This is a genomic window from Legionella yabuuchiae, assembly GCF_900640115.1.
Lineage (GTDB): Bacteria > Pseudomonadota > Gammaproteobacteria > Legionellales > Legionellaceae > Legionella_A > Legionella_A yabuuchiae.
This window is the reverse complement of the sequence record NZ_CAAAIW010000034.1, coordinates 1-18759: the sequence shown is the minus strand read 5'-3', so window position 1 is coordinate 18759 and position 18759 is coordinate 1. Positions and strand designations below refer to the sequence as shown.

Below are 18759 nucleotides of genomic sequence, written 5' to 3'. Positions count from 1 at the left end.
CTCCTGAATCTACATGGGATAGTACTTTTTCCCTAAAATCTAATGAATATGTCATAGCTAAAAAGCGCTAATTATAACAAATATATAAGACTTTTTAAATTTTAATCAACTATAACACCCGCGGAAATGCCTTTGGATAAAACAAGAGCCAGTCGCTAATCTTCAGGTACTAGTGTCGATTTATAAGATACACGCAGGATGGCATCTTTCATGGAAAAATTGAACCCATATCTTCACCAATTTCACCACCGGTTTCATCGATCGTAGTTGTCTCTTTGCCGCCGTGGTGTCCATTTGGCATACCACCACCCATAAGTTCTATCTTAGCACCTTCGGTTTTCAGCTTATACTCGGGTGTTTCTTTTGCTGCATCGGCAAATGTTATCAAACTCCCTGTAGTTAATATTACTCCAGTGAAAACTAAGGATAATCTATTTATGCTCATAGCACTCCCCAAAAACCATTATTTCAATACACAGTATAGACCATGCGCACCATAATTGTATTTGTCGCTAACATAATTTGCTGAGGGCTTCATTAGCAATTTTGTTAACCGTTTCTATAATTTAAATGTGTTTTCATTTTAGACAAAATATATACATTCGGAAGATATAAAATGGATATTAAACGATTGTTGTTGATTACCATAGGTGGCATCATTAGGCTTGGCTTCAGTGTTAGCGGTTGCAGACGGACAGAAGGCAAGTAACAAGATGCTGTGGATAACCACGGACGAAGGGAAGCAAATTAGATGTTTAGTCCACCCAGAAGACAACATGAAAGCAAAGACGTTAAGAGTGGGGCGTCACGTTAAGTTAAGCGAACAAATTGAAGAAGAGATGGAAGTCCCGTACAACTTCACCGTCAATTAACCTCGCTTTTAGCAATTGAGGCTATATGATTTTCGCTGTAGATCAGCGAGTTACATCAGCTTTTTTTCGTCCCAAAATATAAATAGTTACCGGCCTGCGCGAGCAGGACAGATTTTTTTCATGTCCAGAGGTTTTTTAGTTTGTTTGGGCCCGATTTTTATTTCGTCTGCCCATTAGTTCCAAGTTGGTTTGATTGTTCTTGGATACTTTCATTGACATTAGGGGTGTTTGATCTAAAGAAAAGACGAACTTTTTGATAAGCAGTGGATACCATTTTTTGGACTTCCGTTGGCATTGTGGGCAGCAAACCATATACTTTTACGTTTCCAGTAGGTTTTTTATTCGAGGGGTAGGCTTTTACTGCATGAATAGAATCAGTAAGGTCTCTTATAAACTTATCTTCAAATCCTTGGGTGAGCACATGTACATGCGTTAAGCATAGATGAAAACCATTTGGATTTTGTAAAAGATTTAGCTTCCAACCCCGGTGCTCTAACTCCTCAGCAATGAAATGAGGATTTAGTGTGTCGCTTCGAAAACCTAATATAGATAGCGTTGGTTCTCCATATACGTAGACAAAAACAAACTTTTTAGTGTTCAAAATTTAGATGCGTTTACCCTGTGCCAGGCGAGCTTAGTCTGGGAATTTATTCTAGTGCGTGTTAGATTGTTGAGAACAAGCAATAAAAAGTAAAAACGTATTTATTTCGTTTTCGATTAAAGCAAACTAAAAAAACAATCAAAACTTACCAGCGACCAGTCGATTTTTCTTCAAAAGTAGGTTAAAGTTCCCACAAAAAATACTAAGGTAATAAAGCTCATGTTTAGGAAATTAAGAGGTGTTTTCTCAAACGACTTGTCGATAGATTTGGGAACAGCGAATACGCTGATTTATGTCAGAGATAAGGGAATTGTGTTAAATGAACCGTCCGTGGTAGCGCTACGTAATGAAGCTGGCCAGAAACGTGTTGCGGCGGTTGGTTTAGAAGCTAAGCGCATGTTAGGAAGAACGCCTGGCAATATTAATGCGATTCGTCCAATGAAAGATGGTGTGATTGCTGATTTCTTTGTGACTGAAAAAATGCTGCAGCATTTTATTCATAAGGTCCATGAAAATCGATTTTTAAGACCCAGCCCTCGTGTTTTAGTGTGCGTTCCTTGTGGTTCAACTCAGGTAGAACGTCGTGCTATTCGAGAATCAGCCATGGGTGCTGGCGCACGTGAAGTTTTCCTCATTGAAGAACCCATGGCAGCAGCCCTGGGCTCAGGTATGCCGGTTGAAGAAGCCAGCGGCTCGATGGTGGTTGATATCGGCGGCGGAACGACAGAAGTCGCTATTATCTCGTTAAGTGGCATTGTATATCATCAGTCGGTACGCATTGGGGGTGATAAGTTCGATGATGCTATTGTTTCCTACGTTCGACGCAATTATGGAACATTGATTGGTGAAACCACCGCCGAACGCATTAAGCATGAAATTGGCTCCGCTTTCCCAAGCCGTGATTTATTTGAAATTGAAGTTCGTGGTCGTAACTTAGCTGAAGGCGTGCCTCGCAGCTTTACCTTGACGAGCGCTGAAATCTTAGAAGCTTTACAAGAGCCTTTATCAGGAATTGTGGGTGCTGTCCGAGCCGCCTTAGAGTTGGCTCCTCCAGAGCTTGCAGCAGATATTGCAGAACGGGGTATGGTTTTAACTGGGGGTGGCGCGCTCCTCAAAAACATGGATACCCTGCTTATGGAAGAAACAGGTCTGCCGGTGTTGGTGGCAGAAGATCCGCTAACCTGTGTTGCGCGAGGTGGCGGCAAAGCATTAGAAACTATGGATTTGCGCGGCGGTGATTTCCTCTCAACTGAATAAACATCCAGGCTTATTTAGTAAAGGCAGGCACAGGGCTGTAAGCTTTGTGCTCGCCTTACTGCTTTCATTGGGCCTCATGATTGCCGACTATCATTACCACTATTTAAATGCGGTGCGAAGTGGTTTTTCATTATTTGTCGCCCCATTGCAATATGCCGTAGATTATCCAGTGCGCGTGATCGGCTGGATTCAATCCCTGGTGAGTTCTAAAACCGCACTTATTGATGAAAATATACAGCTTCGTTACCGCCAGACCATGCTTGAAAACCAGCTGCAGAAACTGATGGTGCTTCGTCATGAAAATTCGCAATTAAAAGAACTGCTAAATGCCTCTTCCAGTGTGAATGCACGTACAATGGCCGCTCAGATTTTAGCGGTTGAAACCACATCCTCAAGGCAGCTGTTAGTGTTAAATAAAGGCTCACGCGAAGGCGTATTTGTTGGACAGCCGGTCTTGGATGCCAAAGGGGTCGTTGGTCAAATTATAGATGTAGGTAAAATGACAAGTACTGTGCTGTTGATCTCGGACGCTAACAGCGGAGTTCCCGTTCAAAATCAGCGAACAGGGGAACGGGCTATCTTGGTAGGAACCAATAACATGAACCTCTTATCACTGATTAATCTTCCAAAGTCCTCCGAAATTAATATTGGCGATTTGCTGATTACCTCGGGTCTTGGTCGACGCTATCCAGAGGGGTATCCGGTTGGTCGTGTTGAAGGGGTAAAAAACATCCCTGGTGAAGAATTTATTAAGGTGGATGTTATCCCTGTGGCGTTGCTCAATCGCAATCGCTTAGTATTGCTCATCTGGCCTGAAAAAGAACATGCAGAGCTCACCATGCAAATTAATGAACGCTTGAAAAATCAAGATGATAACCGGATGCTAGCTTAATGAGGAGCCTCAATGAAGAGTAACATTCGGTTGATTTGGACTTTTTTCATTGTTTTGGCATTATCGATTTTACCGCTGCCTGGCTGGCTAAATGTCTTTCGCCCACCTTGGGTATTGCTGCTGGTATTATATATTCAGTTTTGCTTACCCGCTTACTTTAATATCCCTGTAATATTTATTTTAGGGCTTTGTCTTGATGTGTTGTTGGGCTCAGTCATTGGCGAGCATATTTTTGCGTTATCACTCACTACGTGGTTGGCTTCAGGATTTTCAAGGCGGTTTATTTTTTTTCCTATAGGTCAACAAATGCTATTCATCATGATTGTTGCCATGATTTATCAAACTACGTTGGTATTAACAGCCGCATTTTTAGGCTATGCCTACTTTCCGCTTACGATCGTGTGCAGCTCGCTGCTTAGCTTAATATTATGGCCATGGCTTCGAGTCTTGGCAGACGGATCATTTCATAAAGTCTCTAGAACTTAGCCATTACCATTACATTAGAATTGTTGGTTTGATCATTTCTATTTTGTTTAAAAATCACTTCTCATGCTATGATGAGCCACTTTAAATATGACGGAGAGAAAATCCATGACGTATGAAAAAATATCCATCCCTTCACAAGGGGAAGCCATTACAGTCAAATCGGATTCAACATTAAACGTTCCTGATCAGCCGATTATTCCATATATTGAGGGGGATGGTATTGGCGTTGATGTAACACCCGCAATGTTGCGCGTTGTGGATGCGGCGGTTGAAAAAGCCTATGGTGGAAAGAAAAAAATCGCTTGGATGGAAATATACGCTGGCGAAAAGGCAACGGAGGTGTATGGCAACGACCACTGGCTACCTGAAGAAACACTGGATGCGATTAAACAGTATTTGGTGTCCATTAAAGGTCCGCTGACGACGCCAGTAGGCGGTGGTATTCGCTCATTAAATGTTACTATTCGACAAGAATTGGATTTGTATACCTGCTTAAGACCTGTTCGATATTTCACCGGTACACCAAGCCCTGTGAAAGAACCTGAACAAGTGGATATGGTGATTTTTCGTGAAAACTCTGAAGACATCTACGCTGGCATTGAATGGAAGGCAGATACGCCTGACGCTAAAAAAGTGATTAATTTTTTACGTGACGAAATGGGGGTTAAAAAAATTCGTTTCCCAGAACATTGCGGTATCGGCGTAAAGCCCGTTTCCAAAGAAGGCACATCACGATTGGTGAAAGCCGCGATCCAGTATGCCATCGATCATAATCGAAGTTCAGTGACGTTGGTTCATAAAGGCAACATTATGAAATTCACTGAAGGCGCCTTCAAAGATTGGGGATACCAAGTGGCCAAAGAAGAATTTGGTGCCACCGAATATCAAGGTGGCCCCTGGATGGAGCTTAAAAACCCTAATAATGGCCAATCCATTATTATTAAAGACGTCATTGCCGATGCATTCTTGCAACAAATTTTATTAAGACCGGACGAATACAGCGTCGTTGCAACCTTGAACCTAAACGGTGACTACATCTCTGATGCATTAGCGGCTCAAGTAGGCGGGATTGGCATCGCACCTGGGGCAAACATCGGCGAGCATGTTGCTGTTTTCGAAGCGACACATGGCACAGCCCCTAAATATGCTGGCCAGGATAAAGTTAATCCAGGTTCGATTATCTTGTCTGCGGAAATGATGTTGCGTCATCTTGGCTGGGAAGAAGCGGCAGATTTAATCGTCAATGGCATGGAAGGTGCTATTAAAGAAAAGACGGTAACCTATGACTTTGCTCGACAAATGGATGATGCGCATGAAGTGAGCTGTTCAGGCTTTGCAGAGGCTATCATTAATCATATGCATTAGGCGCGAGCCAAGCACCTAGTCAGGGTTCAGGACTCCGTTTTTCCGGTGTCCTGAACCCTGACTTATTTTATTAGCAAAGCAACGAAATGAAAGCCCGAATTATATCTCAAAGTTCACATTTATCTCTTTAATTTCAAGAAACAATTTGTTTTATGAGTTGGCAGGCTGAAATGGTTGCCAGCAGAAATAAACAATTAAATCGATTTTAAACAAAATTTACTGGCTAAATGTACCATGAAAGTCTATAAAATTAATAAAGGGTGTTTGTAAATGAGCAGTTGGTATTTACAAAATGTAGTTGAAGAAAAAGCGGCAGAAACTAAAATTTTGCCGGCTTTAAAGCAGCCTAGAAAATATAAAGTCGTGCTGCTTAACGATGACTATACACCTATGGATTTTGTTGTTGATGTCTTGAAGCGTTTTTTTCATCTGAATGAAGAAATCGCTATACAAATCATGCTTCAGGTTCATCATCAAGGGAAGGGCGTATGCGGTGTGTTTACACGCGACATTGCAGAAACAAAAGTAGCCTTGGTTAATGATTATGCCAGGATGAACGATCACCCATTGTTGTGTAGCATGGAGCCGGAGTAACAGCAGTGCTGGATAGGAGGAGCAGCGATTATGTTAAACAAAGAGCTTGAATTTACCTTGAATCTAGCTTTTAAAGAAGCTAAAGAAAAACGACATGAATTCATGACGGTTGAACATTTATTGCTTTCCTTACTGGATAACCCAGCCGCAGGCAATGTATTACAAGCTTGTGATGCCAACATAGAATCTCTGCGCCGCGATTTAATAGAATTTATCGATGAAACAACCCCGAGGATTCCAGAAGAAGAACTCGATCGGGAAACCCAGCCAACACTTGGGTTCCAGCGTGTCCTTCAGCGGGCCGTATTTCACGTGCAATCCGCTGGAAAAACAGAAGTTAGCGGTGCAAATGTATTAGCAGCTATTTTTAGTGAGCAAGAAAGCCAGGCGGTCTATTTTTTACGCCGTGAAAACATTACGCGTCTCGATGTCATTAACTATATATCGCATGGCGTCTCTAAATTCCAGAATAATGAATTTAACGATAATATGGGCGCTTCAATGGATGAAGACATGATGGTGTCGGATGCTCATGAGTCACCGCTTGAAAATTATTGCATGAATTTAAATAATCGTGCGCGACTCGGCAAAATTGATCCATTAATCGGGCGTCACGAAGAAATTCAACGAACTGTCCAAGTGCTAAGCCGGCGTCGTAAAAACAACCCTCTTTTAGTGGGTGAGGCAGGCGTTGGTAAAACAGCGATTGCAGAGGGATTAGCCAGGCGCATTGTTGACGGGGAAGTCCCAGAATCCATTAAAAATCATGTTGTATATTCTCTGGATCTAGGCGCTTTATTAGCGGGAACCAAATACCGTGGTGATTTTGAAAAACGACTTAAGGCTGTTTTAAAACAATTAGGTGAGCATGAAGGCGGAATTTTGTTTATTGATGAAATCCATACCATCATCGGGGCAGGGGCTGCTTCTGGCGGCGTGATGGATGCTTCAAACCTCATTAAACCGTTGCTCGCAAATGGCGAACTTAAATGCATTGGATCCACCACGTATCAGGAATATCGTGGAATTTTTGAGAAAGATAGAGCGCTTGCAAGACGTTTCCAGAAAATTGATATTTCCGAACCTTCTGTTGAAGAAACTTTTGAAATTCTAAAAGGGTTGAAACCTAAACTAGAAGCGCATCACGGAGTCAAATTTTCCATTCCCTCGTTAAAGGCCGCGGCGGAATTAGCAGCGAAATATATTAATGATCGCTTCCTGCCAGATAAAGCCATTGACGTTGTGGATGAAGCCGGCGCTTATCAAAATCTTTTAACCAGCAGCAAACGTAAAAAATTAATTAGTGTCGCTGAAATCGAAAGCGTGGTTGCCAAAATTGCCCGCATACCTCTTAAGAAAGTTTCAGCGCGTGATAAAGATACGTTGCGAAACCTTGAGCGCGATTTGAAGCTGTTGGTGTATGGTCAAGACGAAGCGATTACAGCATTAGCATCCGCCATTAAACTAGCGCGCTCCGGCTTACGTGAGCCTCAAAAGCCGGTTGGTTGTTTCTTGTTTGCTGGGCCGACCGGGGTCGGTAAAACCGAAGTGACGCGACAGCTTGCCAATGTGATGGGTATTGAGCTTCTGCGCTTTGACATGTCAGAGTATATGGAAAAACACACCGTTTCACGTTTAATTGGTGCACCTCCTGGCTATGTGGGATATGATCAAGGTGGATTATTAACCGAAGCCGTCACTAAGAACCCGTACTCGGTTGTGCTTCTTGATGAAATTGAAAAAGCACATCCCGATGTTTTTAATCTGTTATTACAAATCATGGATCATGGCACGCTGACCGATACTAATGGACGTCAAGCTGATTTTCGTCATGTGATTCTGGTGATGACCAGTAATGCAGGCGCTGCAGAAATTAGTCGCAACAGCATTGGCTTCTCATCCCAAGACAACACCACCGATGGTTTAGAAGTCATCAAACGTCAATTTACCCCGGAATTTAGAAACCGCTTGGATGCCATCATTAACTTCGCCTCGCTAGATGTGGAAACGATTGGCTTAGTGGTTGACAAATTTATCATGGAACTTGAGGAACAACTAAGCAGCAAAGGCGTGTCATTCAAAGTCGAACAAGAGGCACGTGAATGGTTGGTTGAAAATGGTTATAACAAGTCCATGGGTGCCCGACCGATGGCTAGACTGATTCAAGAACATATTAAAAAGCCTCTTGCTGAAGAACTGCTCTTTGGAAAACTCTCAAACGGCGGTCATGTAACCATTAAAATGAAAGACGGCAAACTGCATTTTGAATGTCAGAATTACCGTGAAGGGGTGTGTTAGGTACTGAGTAGGCAGCTTATATTCGTTCAAGATATTTAATGAGGCGTCTTTCAGAGCGTTAGCGAAGCAATTAAGAACGATATTCTTATTGAAGGCCGTTCTAGATTGTTTCACTTTGCTCGCAAAAGAGACACTTTCTGGCTCATTTTTAAAATGATCAAAGTTCAAGGTTGTTAAAACACCATTGTTGTGGTTTAATTCCAGCCACGTTGCTCTTTGGTTGCTCCATGTTATGACTAATTTAACAGATATCAATGTCACAACGCTCGTCACACATCATGTGCGTCAATATGTATCAACGCTTCATCAATTTTATTTTACTCAGTTAAAATCATTTATCGTGGCGCATGAGCCTATTTTAAATGTAGTGGATGCAATAGAAGCAGAGCTTACATCCATAGTTCTTGAGCAAAAAAGACATCATACAGAAGTTCTTGAAGATAAATTTTTAAAGCAACAGGCTAAGGACGATCGTGAAGAATCCTTAAAAGATGAGCGTGAGGTACTAGAGGATGCGAAATTAAGCATAGCATTGCGCGAAGAAATGAGGAATATTTTAGATCAACACCCCAGACATACTCATTCTACTAATCATCAGCACAAGTCTATTTCACTTCCAGAGTGGTTAAGATTAAATGAAATAAATTTAAAATTGAATGAAAGTCTTCCCAAGAGAGAAAGCGCGCGTCTTGCTCGTAAACAGGCACGAGAAGATCGATTTTATAAACAGAGCATAAAGGAACGCTTATCTCATCAAAATTATCAGGCATTCATCCAAAAAAGACGCAAGCAGGATGCGGAGGTTGATGAATTGAAGAATAAAAAATTTACTGAAGCCAAAAATCTCATATTTCCTGTCTTTTTGATTGAACTTCGCCAAACCGTCTTACAATTCGTTAACCTTACGGACGATGAGAAACAAGCGATTATTGAGCTTATTAATGTGATGACGGAATTTTTATCCGCCGAACAAGAAACGTTGAAAGTATCTAAAGCGCTGCAAAAACTACAAGAAACGATAGAAAGAACAGAGCTATCGATAACAACTACACATCAACGGATTAAAGACATTGCAACCGAACTGCAACTTGCCCCAGAAAAAAATGTTACGTTGAATCAAAAAAATAAAACCTTAGATAATACGAATAAAACACTTGCATTACCCGCATGGATCACCTTAGGTATTTCTGTAAGTCTTTTGTTGGTTTCTGGCGGATTATACTTTTCTGCCGCAGCTTTAGGTGTTGCGCTTGTCATCCCGTCTTTAAGTCTAGTTATTCCCTTGATCGTAGCCAGCGCGTGCTTGATTGTCTCACTAGGGTTATTTGCAGCAAAAGGGATTAACCGGTTACAAAAACACTTTAACAATAAAAAACTTCATGATCTTGAAGCCCATGTAAAAAGTTTAAATGAGGAAAACGAAACCTTAACTCGTGATACCATTCCCACGCTAACCCAAACACACAACAGAGATCGTCAGACTGAGCTGAATTTAAGATATGATTTAAATATAAAATCTCAGGCATGTGAAGACTTACTCCAACGAGCTAGAGCTATCTATCCCCCATCAGCACCACCTGTACCGTATTCAGTGTATGAAGGAAGTAATATCCTGTCTGCTCCCCCACCGTATTATTCTGATCCATCCTCTACAACAAGTCTTGGTATGAGCCCATCTCCATCAGCACCACCCGCACCAGATGAGTGTTCGGTGTATGCAGGAGGGTTTACTCTGTTTGCTCCACCTCCGCCTTATTCTGAGCCTTCTCCTACGAAAAGTCATGATATGAGTCCACCTTTTCATTAAACCCCAGAGGTAACTGCTCTCTCCCTGCCGACTTCCTGCGGCTTGACCGCGGTGAAGTCAGAGAGACGAGGTGGGCGAGCAGTTACCCCCAGATTTTTTCTCATTAGTTGTTAATTTTATAGCCCAGATGCAGGCACGGCCGTAATCCGAGAACAGCGCTAAGCAGTACTCCGTAAGCCTATGAATTATGCGCGCACTACCCAGTCTTGAGAATACTTACAATTCCAGTACATATCCGCTAGAATGTGGCCAGAATATACATGCCAATGAAACTACCATCATGCTCAGTGTCATCATCATTGCGAAGAACGAAGAAGAAAACATTAGACGTTGTCTAGAGTCTATTCGTTGGGCCGATCAAATCATCGTTTTAGACTCTGGAAGTACCGATAACACGGTCGCGATTGCTAAGGAATACACCAACGAGGTGTATCAAACGGATTGGAAGGGGTATGGTGTCCAGAAAGAACGTGCTCTTTCTCATGCCACAGGTGATTGGGTATTAAATTTAGATGCTGATGAAGCCGTGGACGAAGATCTAAAGCAAGAGCTACTTGTCGCCATAAAATCTAATCAAGCAGAAGCTTATCGCATCCCTATTCGAATGGAGTTTTATGGCAAAACCATGCACCACAGTTCTAGCCCGAAACGTCATGTGCGACTCTTTAAACGAGAAGGAGCGCACTATAGTTTGGATATTGTGCACGAAAAAATCTTGTTGCCAGATCAATTTAGAATCAGCCAGCTTTCTTCTCCAATCCGGCATCAATCCTTTCGTGATGTGTCGCATGCGCTTTATAAAATTAATCGCTACTCCTCTTATACCGCAAAAATTAGACTCGAACATAAAAAATCCGGTAGTTTAATCAAAACCCTCACAGGCAGCCTATGGATGTTCATTCGATGTTATCTTTTGCAACGTGGCTTCTTAGATGGTCGAGAAGGGTTGGTGTTAGCGCTATTGAATGCCCAGGGTACGTTAGCCAGAGGGTTAAAGCAACTCTATCCAGATAAAGAAATTCAATATTTACCTAAGGTTATGGGAGACTAATTGTGATCAAAACCTTAAAGTTAGCCTGGCAACACGATGAAACATTCTGGGGAACAATGATTTTTGTCTGTGCCATGATGTTCATTCCCATCAGTTCAACCGCAAGAAGTATTTTTTTGGGAATTTCAGTGGCATGGATTGTATTGCATCCGATTTATTATTCAGAACTAAAACGAGCAATAACAAAGCCATGGTGTCGCGCGGCATTTTTTATCTTTATTCTGGCCGCCTTGGCGTGCCTATGGAGTCCGGCCACTTGGCATGATCGCTTAATGGTGCTTGAAAAATATCTAAAATTTCTCTATTTACCGGTTTTAGTGGTTGGGTTTAAAGACAGGCGAACACGCCAATACGCGGTATATGCGTTTATCTTAGCGATGACGATTACATGCATGATTTCTTTTCTGAAAGCAGCCCACATTGGCACATTTAAAGAACCCGATCAGGGTTCTGTATTTAATAATCATATCATCACCGGACATATGATGGTTCTGGCCGCCTACATATCGGCTTTATACGCTTATCGTAGCCAAGGAAAATTTCGTATCAGTTATGGGGTATTAGCAGGCCTATTCAGCTATCAAATTTTATTTATCAATACAGGTCGTACAGGCTATTTTATTTATGTTATGTTGCTTGGACTTTTTCTCTTGCAAGTCTTCTCATTGCGTCGAGCGCTCATTACGGGTGTTATTGCTTTCTCAATATTAACCGTGACCGTATCATTCCACACCGAAGCTCAACATCGTCTATACACGATTGTCAGTGAATGGCAACGTTATCAAGATAATCAAGATAAAGACACCTCGATTGGGTATCGCATTCAGTTTCATCAATTTGCTAAGCAGTTGTTTTCTCGCCATCCTATAATTGGACACGGTACTGCTGGATTTACTCATCGATTTAAAGAAGAAAAGCCAGTGCCGTCCTGGGACAGGAGACTTCTTGAGCCGCATAGTCAATACTGGTTTATTGCCACTGAATTAGGTGTGCTTGGTATAATGGCATTTATGATATTTTTTGCTACATTATTTAAAGCAAGCTTGCGACTCGTTGAAATGAAAGCAATAGCGCTTGCGGTAATGCTTTCATTTCTAGTTGGAGGCTTAACAGATTCTTTATTGTTATATTCTAGCTCTGGATTGTTATTTTTTGTAATGATGGCGCTCTGTTTAGGCGAAGAAAAGAGCACCTAATCTTTGTATTAGTTCATCCTACGAAGGTCAAGCTTACTTATCGATTGGTCGCTTGACCATTTGCATCTTTCTAGAAAACAGCTGGAATAAAATCATTAGGATAACGCCAAGAGCAAGCCAGGAAAAAATAGCAGGGAAAATACCATGCCCCATGAAAAGACTGGCTAATAATCCACCGATTAACATCCCACGAATGAGGCCACCCCAGTGCGTTTTATTCGGCTTCGAAGCAACTCGTTGCGCTTGAGGTCGTTTTGAATAATGAGTATAACTGCGATTTGAAGAGAAACTACGCCCACCGCCAAAGCGCTTTGCCAAAGCATCTTGCCCAGTAAGACTAAAGCCTAATACCACAATCATCATAATGATAAATTTATTCATGAGTAATCTCTCCTCTCTGCTATTATTTATGTTTAACCTAAAAAGCTAGCTTTAACCGTTCCCAATACTGATTGTATAAAGCAATGACTTCATCCCCAACGTCTCTTTGCACAACACCTCGTTCTAACACTTCCCGAGGAGGGTAGATTATAGGATTATTTTGCATTGCTTTGGGCAGTAACGTTTTTCCTTTCCCATTGGTGATGGCATGTCCTTCACGCAAGGCAATTTCAGCCGCAATCTCTGGCTTTAGAATGAAGTTAATAAATTGATAGGCTTCTTCTAAATGCGGTGGATTTTTAGGAACGGCTAAACAATCGACCCAAATCACGAACCCTTCTTCGGGATAAACAAATTCAATGGCATTATTTTCCTGCTTGGCTTTATAAGCATCGCCGTTCCATGCCATTCCCGCTATGGCATCTCCATCAATAATAATGGCTTGAACGCTGTCGCTAGCAAACATTTTCACGTTAGGCGCGAGCCTTAGCAGCGCTTCAAATGCTTCTTTAATATGCTCTGGATTCGTGTCATTAGGAGGGTAATGAAGGCTCATGAGTCCAATTGAAAATACTTCTCGTGAATCATCCAGTAATAACAACTGTTCGCGCCATTGTTTAGCCCACAAGTCACGCCAGGTTTTAGGAGCTTGATTGACCCATTCGCGATTATAAAATAGTCCCGTTGCACCCCAATTAATGGGTATACTATAGTGATTTCCAGGATCATAGGCGCTCTGGGTAAACTTAGGCATTAAGTTATCTAGGTTAGATAGTTTTGAATGATCCAGCGCTGTTAACATACCTTGCTTACGCATGCGTTCTACAAAATAACCAGAAGGCATGATCACATCATAAGCAGTTCTTTTACTCGCCTTAAGTTTGGCATACATAGTCTCATTGCTATCATAAGTCGAAAAATTGACTTTAATTCCGGTTTCATGTTCAAACTTATGGATTACAGATTTTGGTATTTCTCCGCCCCAAACATAAACATTCACTACTGTTCCGGCATGGCTTGAACCAAACAGGAAGGCTAGAAAAAAAGAGTGGAAAAAATAAATCAACCGTTTCATGCTGCCTTCCTCGATAAACGGTGCGCAATAATGACTAAAATCATGGAAATTAAAAACGTGAACGTGCATAAAGCGTTTAATTCTGGTGTTACCCCAACCCGCACTAAGGAGTATATGGTTAAGGGTAAAATATTAAAATCAGGTCCAGCTACAAAGTAACTGATAATGACATCATCGAATGACAAGGTAAAACACAACAGCATGGCACTGAGCACCGAAGGCCAAAGAAGAGGGAGAAGGACTTTTCTTAAGGCATGAACATGGCTGGCGCCTAAGTCTAGGGCGCTATAGTAAATATTTGCATCTAGGGTATGAATTCGGCTGTTAATGGTTAAGACAACGAAGGGTATGCAAAATGTGATGTGAGCAATGAGTAAGCTCGTAAAGCCCAAGGGAATGTCTAATACATTAAATAATAACAACAGCGCCACGCCAAGCACCAAATCGGGGATGATAATCAGCAATAATAAAAGAGCAAAGAATGAGCGAGGCTGTTTCTTTTTAGGTCTCAAAAATAATTGCACACAAGCAAGTACGCCTGTCATCGTTGCAAGGAGTGAGGCACACAATCCTAAGAATACTGAATGCATAAAGGCAGACCAAAGCTCACGATCATGGAACAGTTCAACATACCATTTTAAAGAAAATCCTTGCCACTGCAGAGAAAACCGCGCTTTATTCACTGAGTAGAGAATTAGTACAAGAATAGGAAAATAAAGCAACGCATAAACCATGGCTAAAAAAGATTTTTGTAACGCATGCTTCATGCTTGAGCCCCTTTATTAAATCGGCGAAATAATAACAGTAGCAACAAAAGCAACAGGGTTAAAATGGTACTGGTTGCCGCGCCTTGCGGCCAATTTTCCAGCACCAAAAATTGATTTTGAATCATGTTGCCTAAAAGAATAGAGCGAGCTCCCCCCAATACATTTGGAATATAAAATAAGGTCATCGCTGGCAAAAAGACCATCAAGCAGCCGGAAATAATTCCTTTGGCAGTATTGGGTAAAAATACTCGATAAAACGTTCCCCATTTACTCGCCCCCAGATCTTTAGCGGCTTCAATAAGCCTAAAATCAAAGCGCTCCATATTGGTAAAAATCGGTAAGACCATAAACGGAAATAAATTATAAATAAGGCCGCTTATTACGGCGAAATTGGTATAGAGCAGTGAAAGTGGTGCGTCAATGATATGCAGCGATAATAAAATCGCATTTAAAATTCCTTTAAATTTTAAAATCGCAATAAGCGAATAAGTTCTAACGAGCGAACTGGTCCAAAAAGGAATAATAATGAGTAACAAAAGCATGGATTGTTGCTTAGATTTAATCAGAAAATAACTAAAAGGATAAGCCAAGAACAGGCAACCCACGGTTGTAATGAACGAAATTACAATAGAGCGCAAAAAAACTTTGCCAAATAAAGGATTAATTAATTCAAGGTAGTTATGAAACGTAAATGGCAACGAAACGAGATTGATGGGATCTTTTGATAAAAAGCTTGTCACGAAAATAAGCCCGAGAGGAATGAAGCTAAATACCAGTAACCAAACGTAAATAAAATATATAGAAAGTGGTTTATTCAGTTTCATAAGGCAACAACACTTCCCAACCTGAAAGCCAATGAATCCAGACCGCTTCATTGATGACATATTCAAGCTTGTCATCGTCTTCATCAAAAAATTCAGATGCGTTAATGATTTTGCCCGAGGGAAGCTCAACTTTAAGATCGACGGTCGAACCTTTGTAAATAATGTCAACAATTGTTCCAGGCAGCATGTTTTCATTATCAGTGACTTCAGCCTGCCCCCAGACGCGTATATCTTCTGGACGAACCATCAGGTGAACGTTATCGCCTGTTTTGTAGTTGCCAGTATTTTTACAATGTAAAGGTGTGGCGTCGATTTGCAGTAAGATTTCTTGCTCAGTTGCTTCTTTTACTTCTAAATCAAAAATATTGGCTTCACCAATAAATTTAGCGACATGGAGATTGGCTGGCGTTTCATAGACTTCGCGTGGAGTACCAATCTGTTCAATCTGACCTTCATTGAAAACCACAATGCGATCAGACATAGATAACGCTTCTTCTTGATCATGCGTGACAAAGATAAAGGTCATATTAAGTGTTTTTTGCAATTGTTTCAGTTCGTATTGCATGGCTTTTCGTAAGCGATAATCTAATGAACTTAATGGTTCATCAAGTAACAACACTTGTGGGCGATTAATAATGGCCCTGGCAATTGCTACACGTTGTTGTTGACCGCCGCTTAATTGCTGAATGCGTCGTTGTGCAAATGGTTCAAGATGCACTAATTTTAAAGCCTCAGTGACCCGATCTTTAATCTCAGACTCCATAACACGCTTACAACGTAAGCCAAAGGCTACGTTTTCAAATACGCTTAGATGAGGAAACAGGGCATAACTTTGAAAAACGGTATGCACATCCCGTTTCTGAGGCGGCAAATGATTCACACAGGCATTATTAATATAGATGGAGCCACTGGTTGGCTCATCAAAGCCAGAAATAAGCCGTAAAAGAGTGGTTTTGCCGCATCCAGAAGGGCCGAGTAAGGTTAAAAACTCCCCAGCATAAACCGATAGGGAAATATCCTTTAAAATTTCCTGGCGATCATAGGATTTACAAACGTGTTTAATTTCAATTAAAGGATTTGGCATTCTTGCGGTCAATCACTTTGGCCTTAAACGGGCGGTTAAACAAAAATGCTGCATTATGAAGGGTGGGGCATTATTTGTCCAGATGAAGTATAAAATCACAGCAACGCGTTTAAGTTTAAAAATAGAACGTGACATAAAAAACTGTTCTCGCAGAAATAAAGAAAAGCTTATTGAGACTTAGATCGCTAGCCGTTTTATTGAATTGATACCTCGAGCGATTGTTCCGTTAACCTTATGTTCTCAACTTAACTGTGGTAAAAAAACAGGGATTTATTATATTGACTCCAATTATCTATCGGTTTGTCACTTGAAACGCTCAAACGAAACAAAATAGTTGAGGTAGTTGTCCAAAATGGAAAAACTTCCGTTGGCTAGTTTTTTGGATTAAAAATCCATCTTGTAGTCAATCATCACGGTGAACTACCTAAGTACGATCATGGGTATAGGGAGCCAATAAGTCATTTTGTATTTGACCCACTCTATTCAGGGAGCATCGGAATTGTTGTAAATTTTAATCTTAGTGGTAAAATAATGTTCTTTAACTGTTTGGGAAATCGTGAATGAAGTTATTTGCAATGCCATCACCTAATGATGGTGAGACACTTTTCAATAGGATAATGCAATCTGCCATTGATGGCCCACAAAAATTTGGTGTTGAATATTTTAATCGCTACTTTTCACAAGGTGGTAGTGATCAACATCCGATATTAGGCGATTTACGTGTTCTTGCTGATGAAATTGACCGCAGATATGGTGATGACAAAGGTATGAATCTAGTATCAGGGTTAATTAGACACAGACTACCCCCATTAAATGAGCCTAGGATGTAATTTAACGGTTTTTTACCGCACCAATACAGGCAAGGGCGGAAGTTTCCCCGCCCCTGTTCAAAAATCTGCCGTAATATAGCGATTTGCTTTTTCCAAAGATATATACCCGTAATCTTTCAAAATGCGTGATTTATGCTTTTTCTTTTTCGCCCTGCCGCATTTTAAAAAACTCGCAAGGGAATGAGCCATTACTTGCTTTTTAAAATGCGGCAGGACAAAAAATAAAGGCGCCTAAAAACACGCATTTTGAAAAATTACGGGTATATACCCATCGGAAATCAAAATCCGAAAAAAAATATTGAAATCATGGATCTAGTATGATCAAATGCGCACATGAAGAGAAAATTAGAAGCAACTGAGCGCGAAAAACTCATAAGACAACATCGTCGAGAGAAAAATCGCAAAATATGTGACCGCATCAAAGCAGTATTGTTATTTGACCGGGATTATTCCTATCAAGAAATTGCACACATATTATTACTGGATGATGATACTGTTCGTCGCCACATCAATGATTATTTTGCGAAGCATAAATTAACCATAGAAAGTGGTGGCAGCAGTAGTCATTTGAATGTCGAGCATACAGTTATGCTAAAAGCCCATTTAGATGAAAACACCTACCTTTATGTGAAAGACATCTGTGAATTTGTAAAATCGAAGTTTTCTATTTCTTATAGCATTAGTGGTATGACCAAATGGCTAAAGAACCAAGGGTATCGGTATAAAAAGCCTCAACCAGTACCAGGCAAAGTAAACAGTCAAGCACAAGAAGATTTTAAGGTTTACTATGAGGAATTAAAAAATAAAGCTGGCGATGAAGAGCCTATATATTTCGCTGATAGCGTTCATCCCCAGCATCAAACACGCTTGGCTTATGGTTGGATTCAAAAGGGCGTAAGAAAGAACGTAGCCACTACAGGCAAGCAGAAAAGATTAAGTTTTATGGGAGGACTTTGTCTTAATGGTCATAAGGTCGTGGTACAGAACTCCGAAAAGGTTGATACAGAAAGCATCAAAGTCTTTTTAAAAGTATTACGGTCAAAACATAGGGTAAAAAACAAAATTCATATCATTTGGGATAATGCAGGGTATCATCGAAGTAAAGAGGTTCAGTCGTTCGCAGATAAACTAAACATAAAGCTTCATTTTCTACCTCCATACTCTCCTAATTTAAACCCAATTGAAAGGCTGTGGAAAATCATGCATGAAAAGGTAACTTATAATAAGTACTACCAAAAATTTTCTGATTTTACAGAAGCCATAACTACTTTCTTCAAACAAATTGGGCGTAAAAAGAAATTATTGAGAGCTAGGCTCACTGATAAATTTCAAATTGTCAGTGAACCTAATTTCGGATTTTGAAGTGTAATGGCTATATA

19 protein-coding genes are annotated in these 18759 nt (G+C 40.8%); 12 read left to right on the top strand and 7 right to left on the bottom strand.

Annotated features, from left to right (window positions below; all coding sequences use genetic code 11):
• Nucleotides 1–208: 208 nt before the first annotated feature.
• On the bottom strand, nt 209–445 hold the full coding sequence (locus E1O47_RS10985; RefSeq protein ID WP_133131308.1) for a hypothetical protein: 237 nt from the start codon (nt 443–445) through the stop codon (nt 209–211).
• A gap of 268 nt (nt 446–713) precedes the next feature.
• Here E1O47_RS10985 and E1O47_RS12315 point away from each other — a divergent pair, with 268 nt between their 5' ends.
• A complete protein-coding gene (locus tag E1O47_RS12315) occupies nt 714–872 on the top strand; it encodes a hypothetical protein (protein WP_165475106.1) in 159 nt (52 codons plus the stop codon).
• A 157-nt stretch (nt 873–1029) separates the two neighbouring features.
• Here the strand turns inward: E1O47_RS12315 and E1O47_RS10980 are convergent, their stop codons facing one another.
• Nucleotides 1030–1473 carry an ACT domain-containing protein gene (locus E1O47_RS10980; RefSeq protein WP_133131307.1) on the bottom strand — a complete coding sequence of 148 codons (444 nt, stop codon included), beginning with the start codon at nt 1471–1473 and terminating at the stop codon, nt 1030–1032.
• Nucleotides 1474–1692: 219 nt separating this feature from the next.
• On the opposite strand from E1O47_RS10980, the gene E1O47_RS10975 reads away from it, so the two are divergent.
• The 9 genes from E1O47_RS10975 to E1O47_RS10935 all read left to right on the top strand — a co-directional run bounded on the left by E1O47_RS10975 (nt 1693) and on the right by E1O47_RS10935 (nt 12419).
• Nucleotides 1693–2730, top strand: a complete 1038-nt coding sequence (locus E1O47_RS10975; protein ID WP_126954127.1) for a rod shape-determining protein — start codon at nt 1693–1695, stop codon at nt 2728–2730.
• Nucleotides 2708–3622, top strand: coding sequence for a rod shape-determining protein MreC (gene mreC, locus E1O47_RS10970; protein WP_133131306.1), 915 nt, complete (start codon nt 2708–2710; stop codon nt 3620–3622). Before E1O47_RS10975 ends, mreC begins: the two co-directional genes overlap by 23 nt.
• 12 nt (nt 3623–3634) lie before the next feature.
• On the top strand, nt 3635–4108 hold the full coding sequence (mreD, locus tag E1O47_RS10965; RefSeq protein WP_133131305.1) for a rod shape-determining protein MreD: 474 nt from the start codon (nt 3635–3637) through the stop codon (nt 4106–4108).
• Nucleotides 4109–4213: 105 nt separating this feature from the next.
• Entirely contained in the window at nt 4214–5473 is a 1260-nt protein-coding gene (gene icd / locus E1O47_RS10960; RefSeq protein ID WP_133131304.1) for an NADP-dependent isocitrate dehydrogenase, read from the top strand.
• A gap of 270 nt (nt 5474–5743) precedes the next feature.
• Nucleotides 5744–6067, top strand: coding sequence for an ATP-dependent Clp protease adapter ClpS (clpS, locus tag E1O47_RS10955; RefSeq protein ID WP_133131303.1), 324 nt, complete (start codon nt 5744–5746; stop codon nt 6065–6067).
• A gap of 30 nt (nt 6068–6097) precedes the next feature.
• Entirely contained in the window at nt 6098–8365 is a 2268-nt protein-coding gene (clpA, locus tag E1O47_RS10950) for an ATP-dependent Clp protease ATP-binding subunit ClpA (RefSeq protein ID WP_133131302.1), read from the top strand.
• A gap of 232 nt (nt 8366–8597) precedes the next feature.
• Nucleotides 8598–10172: a hypothetical protein gene (locus E1O47_RS10945; protein ID WP_133131301.1), complete on the top strand. Its 1575-nt coding sequence runs from the start codon at nt 8598–8600 to the stop codon at nt 10170–10172.
• Between the two features lie 280 nt (nt 10173–10452).
• The gene (locus tag E1O47_RS10940; RefSeq protein ID WP_133131300.1) at nt 10453–11223 is read left to right on the top strand and encodes a glycosyltransferase family 2 protein; all 771 of its coding nucleotides are present in this window, start codon (nt 10453–10455) and stop codon (nt 11221–11223) included.
• A 2-nt stretch (nt 11224–11225) separates the two neighbouring features.
• Entirely contained in the window at nt 11226–12419 is a 1194-nt protein-coding gene (locus E1O47_RS10935) for an O-antigen ligase family protein (protein WP_133131299.1), read from the top strand.
• Between the two features lie 33 nt (nt 12420–12452).
• Here E1O47_RS10935 and E1O47_RS10930 read toward each other — a convergent pair whose 3' ends face one another.
• Genes E1O47_RS10930 through potA form a run of 5 tightly spaced genes read right to left on the bottom strand, consistent with a single transcriptional unit; the run spans nt 12453 to nt 16550 of the window.
• Nucleotides 12453–12800: a hypothetical protein gene (locus tag E1O47_RS10930; protein ID WP_133131298.1), complete on the bottom strand. Its 348-nt coding sequence runs from the start codon at nt 12798–12800 to the stop codon at nt 12453–12455.
• A gap of 37 nt (nt 12801–12837) precedes the next feature.
• Entirely contained in the window at nt 12838–13875 is a 1038-nt protein-coding gene (locus E1O47_RS10925; RefSeq protein ID WP_133131297.1) for an ABC transporter substrate-binding protein, read from the bottom strand.
• Complete coding sequence (locus E1O47_RS10920; RefSeq protein WP_133131296.1) at nt 13872–14642, bottom strand: ABC transporter permease subunit; 771 nt, start codon at nt 14640–14642, stop codon at nt 13872–13874. The genes E1O47_RS10925 and E1O47_RS10920 overlap by 4 nt, the downstream gene beginning before the upstream one ends.
• A complete protein-coding gene (locus tag E1O47_RS10915; RefSeq protein WP_133131295.1) occupies nt 14639–15466 on the bottom strand; it encodes an ABC transporter permease in 828 nt (275 codons plus the stop codon). The genes E1O47_RS10920 and E1O47_RS10915 overlap by 4 nt, the downstream gene beginning before the upstream one ends.
• Nucleotides 15453–16550 carry a spermidine/putrescine ABC transporter ATP-binding protein PotA gene (gene potA / locus E1O47_RS10910; protein ID WP_133131294.1) on the bottom strand — a complete coding sequence of 366 codons (1098 nt, stop codon included), beginning with the start codon at nt 16548–16550 and terminating at the stop codon, nt 15453–15455. Before potA ends, E1O47_RS10915 begins: the two co-directional genes overlap by 14 nt.
• Nucleotides 16551–17110: 560 nt before the next feature.
• On the opposite strand from potA, the gene E1O47_RS10905 reads away from it, so the two are divergent.
• Nucleotides 17111–17380 carry a hypothetical protein gene (locus E1O47_RS10905; RefSeq protein WP_133131293.1) on the top strand — a complete coding sequence of 90 codons (270 nt, stop codon included), beginning with the start codon at nt 17111–17113 and terminating at the stop codon, nt 17378–17380.
• 333 nt (nt 17381–17713) lie between these two features.
• The gene (locus E1O47_RS10900) at nt 17714–18742 is read left to right on the top strand and encodes an IS630 family transposase (RefSeq protein WP_133131292.1); all 1029 of its coding nucleotides are present in this window, start codon (nt 17714–17716) and stop codon (nt 18740–18742) included.
• Nucleotides 18743–18759: the final 17 nt, after the last annotated feature.

Bases quoted from the DNA above. Each gene is read 5' to 3' on its own strand.
- E1O47_RS10985 (WP_133131308.1), bottom strand. From the start codon at position 445: ATGAGCATAAATAGATTATCCTTAGTTTTCACTGGAGTAATATTAACT.
- E1O47_RS12315 (WP_165475106.1), top strand. From the start codon at position 714: ATGCTGTGGATAACCACGGACGAAGGGAAGCAAATTAGATGTTTAGTC.
- E1O47_RS10975 (WP_126954127.1), top strand. From the start codon at position 1,693: ATGTTTAGGAAATTAAGAGGTGTTTTCTCAAACGACTTGTCGATAGAT.
- mreD (WP_133131305.1), top strand. From the start codon at position 3,635: ATGAAGAGTAACATTCGGTTGATTTGGACTTTTTTCATTGTTTTGGCA.
- icd (WP_133131304.1), top strand. From the start codon at position 4,214: ATGACGTATGAAAAAATATCCATCCCTTCACAAGGGGAAGCCATTACA.
- clpS (WP_133131303.1), top strand. From the start codon at position 5,744: ATGAGCAGTTGGTATTTACAAAATGTAGTTGAAGAAAAAGCGGCAGAA.
- clpA (WP_133131302.1), top strand. From the start codon at position 6,098: ATGTTAAACAAAGAGCTTGAATTTACCTTGAATCTAGCTTTTAAAGAA.
- E1O47_RS10945 (WP_133131301.1), top strand. From the start codon at position 8,598: ATGACTAATTTAACAGATATCAATGTCACAACGCTCGTCACACATCAT.
- E1O47_RS10940 (WP_133131300.1), top strand. From the start codon at position 10,453: ATGCTCAGTGTCATCATCATTGCGAAGAACGAAGAAGAAAACATTAGA.
- E1O47_RS10930 (WP_133131298.1), bottom strand. From the start codon at position 12,800: ATGAATAAATTTATCATTATGATGATTGTGGTATTAGGCTTTAGTCTT.
- E1O47_RS10925 (WP_133131297.1), bottom strand. From the start codon at position 13,875: ATGAAACGGTTGATTTATTTTTTCCACTCTTTTTTTCTAGCCTTCCTG.
- E1O47_RS10920 (WP_133131296.1), bottom strand. From the start codon at position 14,642: ATGAAGCATGCGTTACAAAAATCTTTTTTAGCCATGGTTTATGCGTTG.
- E1O47_RS10915 (WP_133131295.1), bottom strand. From the start codon at position 15,466: ATGAAACTGAATAAACCACTTTCTATATATTTTATTTACGTTTGGTTA.
- potA (WP_133131294.1), bottom strand. From the start codon at position 16,550: ATGCCAAATCCTTTAATTGAAATTAAACACGTTTGTAAATCCTATGAT.
- E1O47_RS10905 (WP_133131293.1), top strand. From the start codon at position 17,111: ATGAAGTTATTTGCAATGCCATCACCTAATGATGGTGAGACACTTTTC.
- E1O47_RS10900 (WP_133131292.1), top strand. From the start codon at position 17,714: ATGAAGAGAAAATTAGAAGCAACTGAGCGCGAAAAACTCATAAGACAA.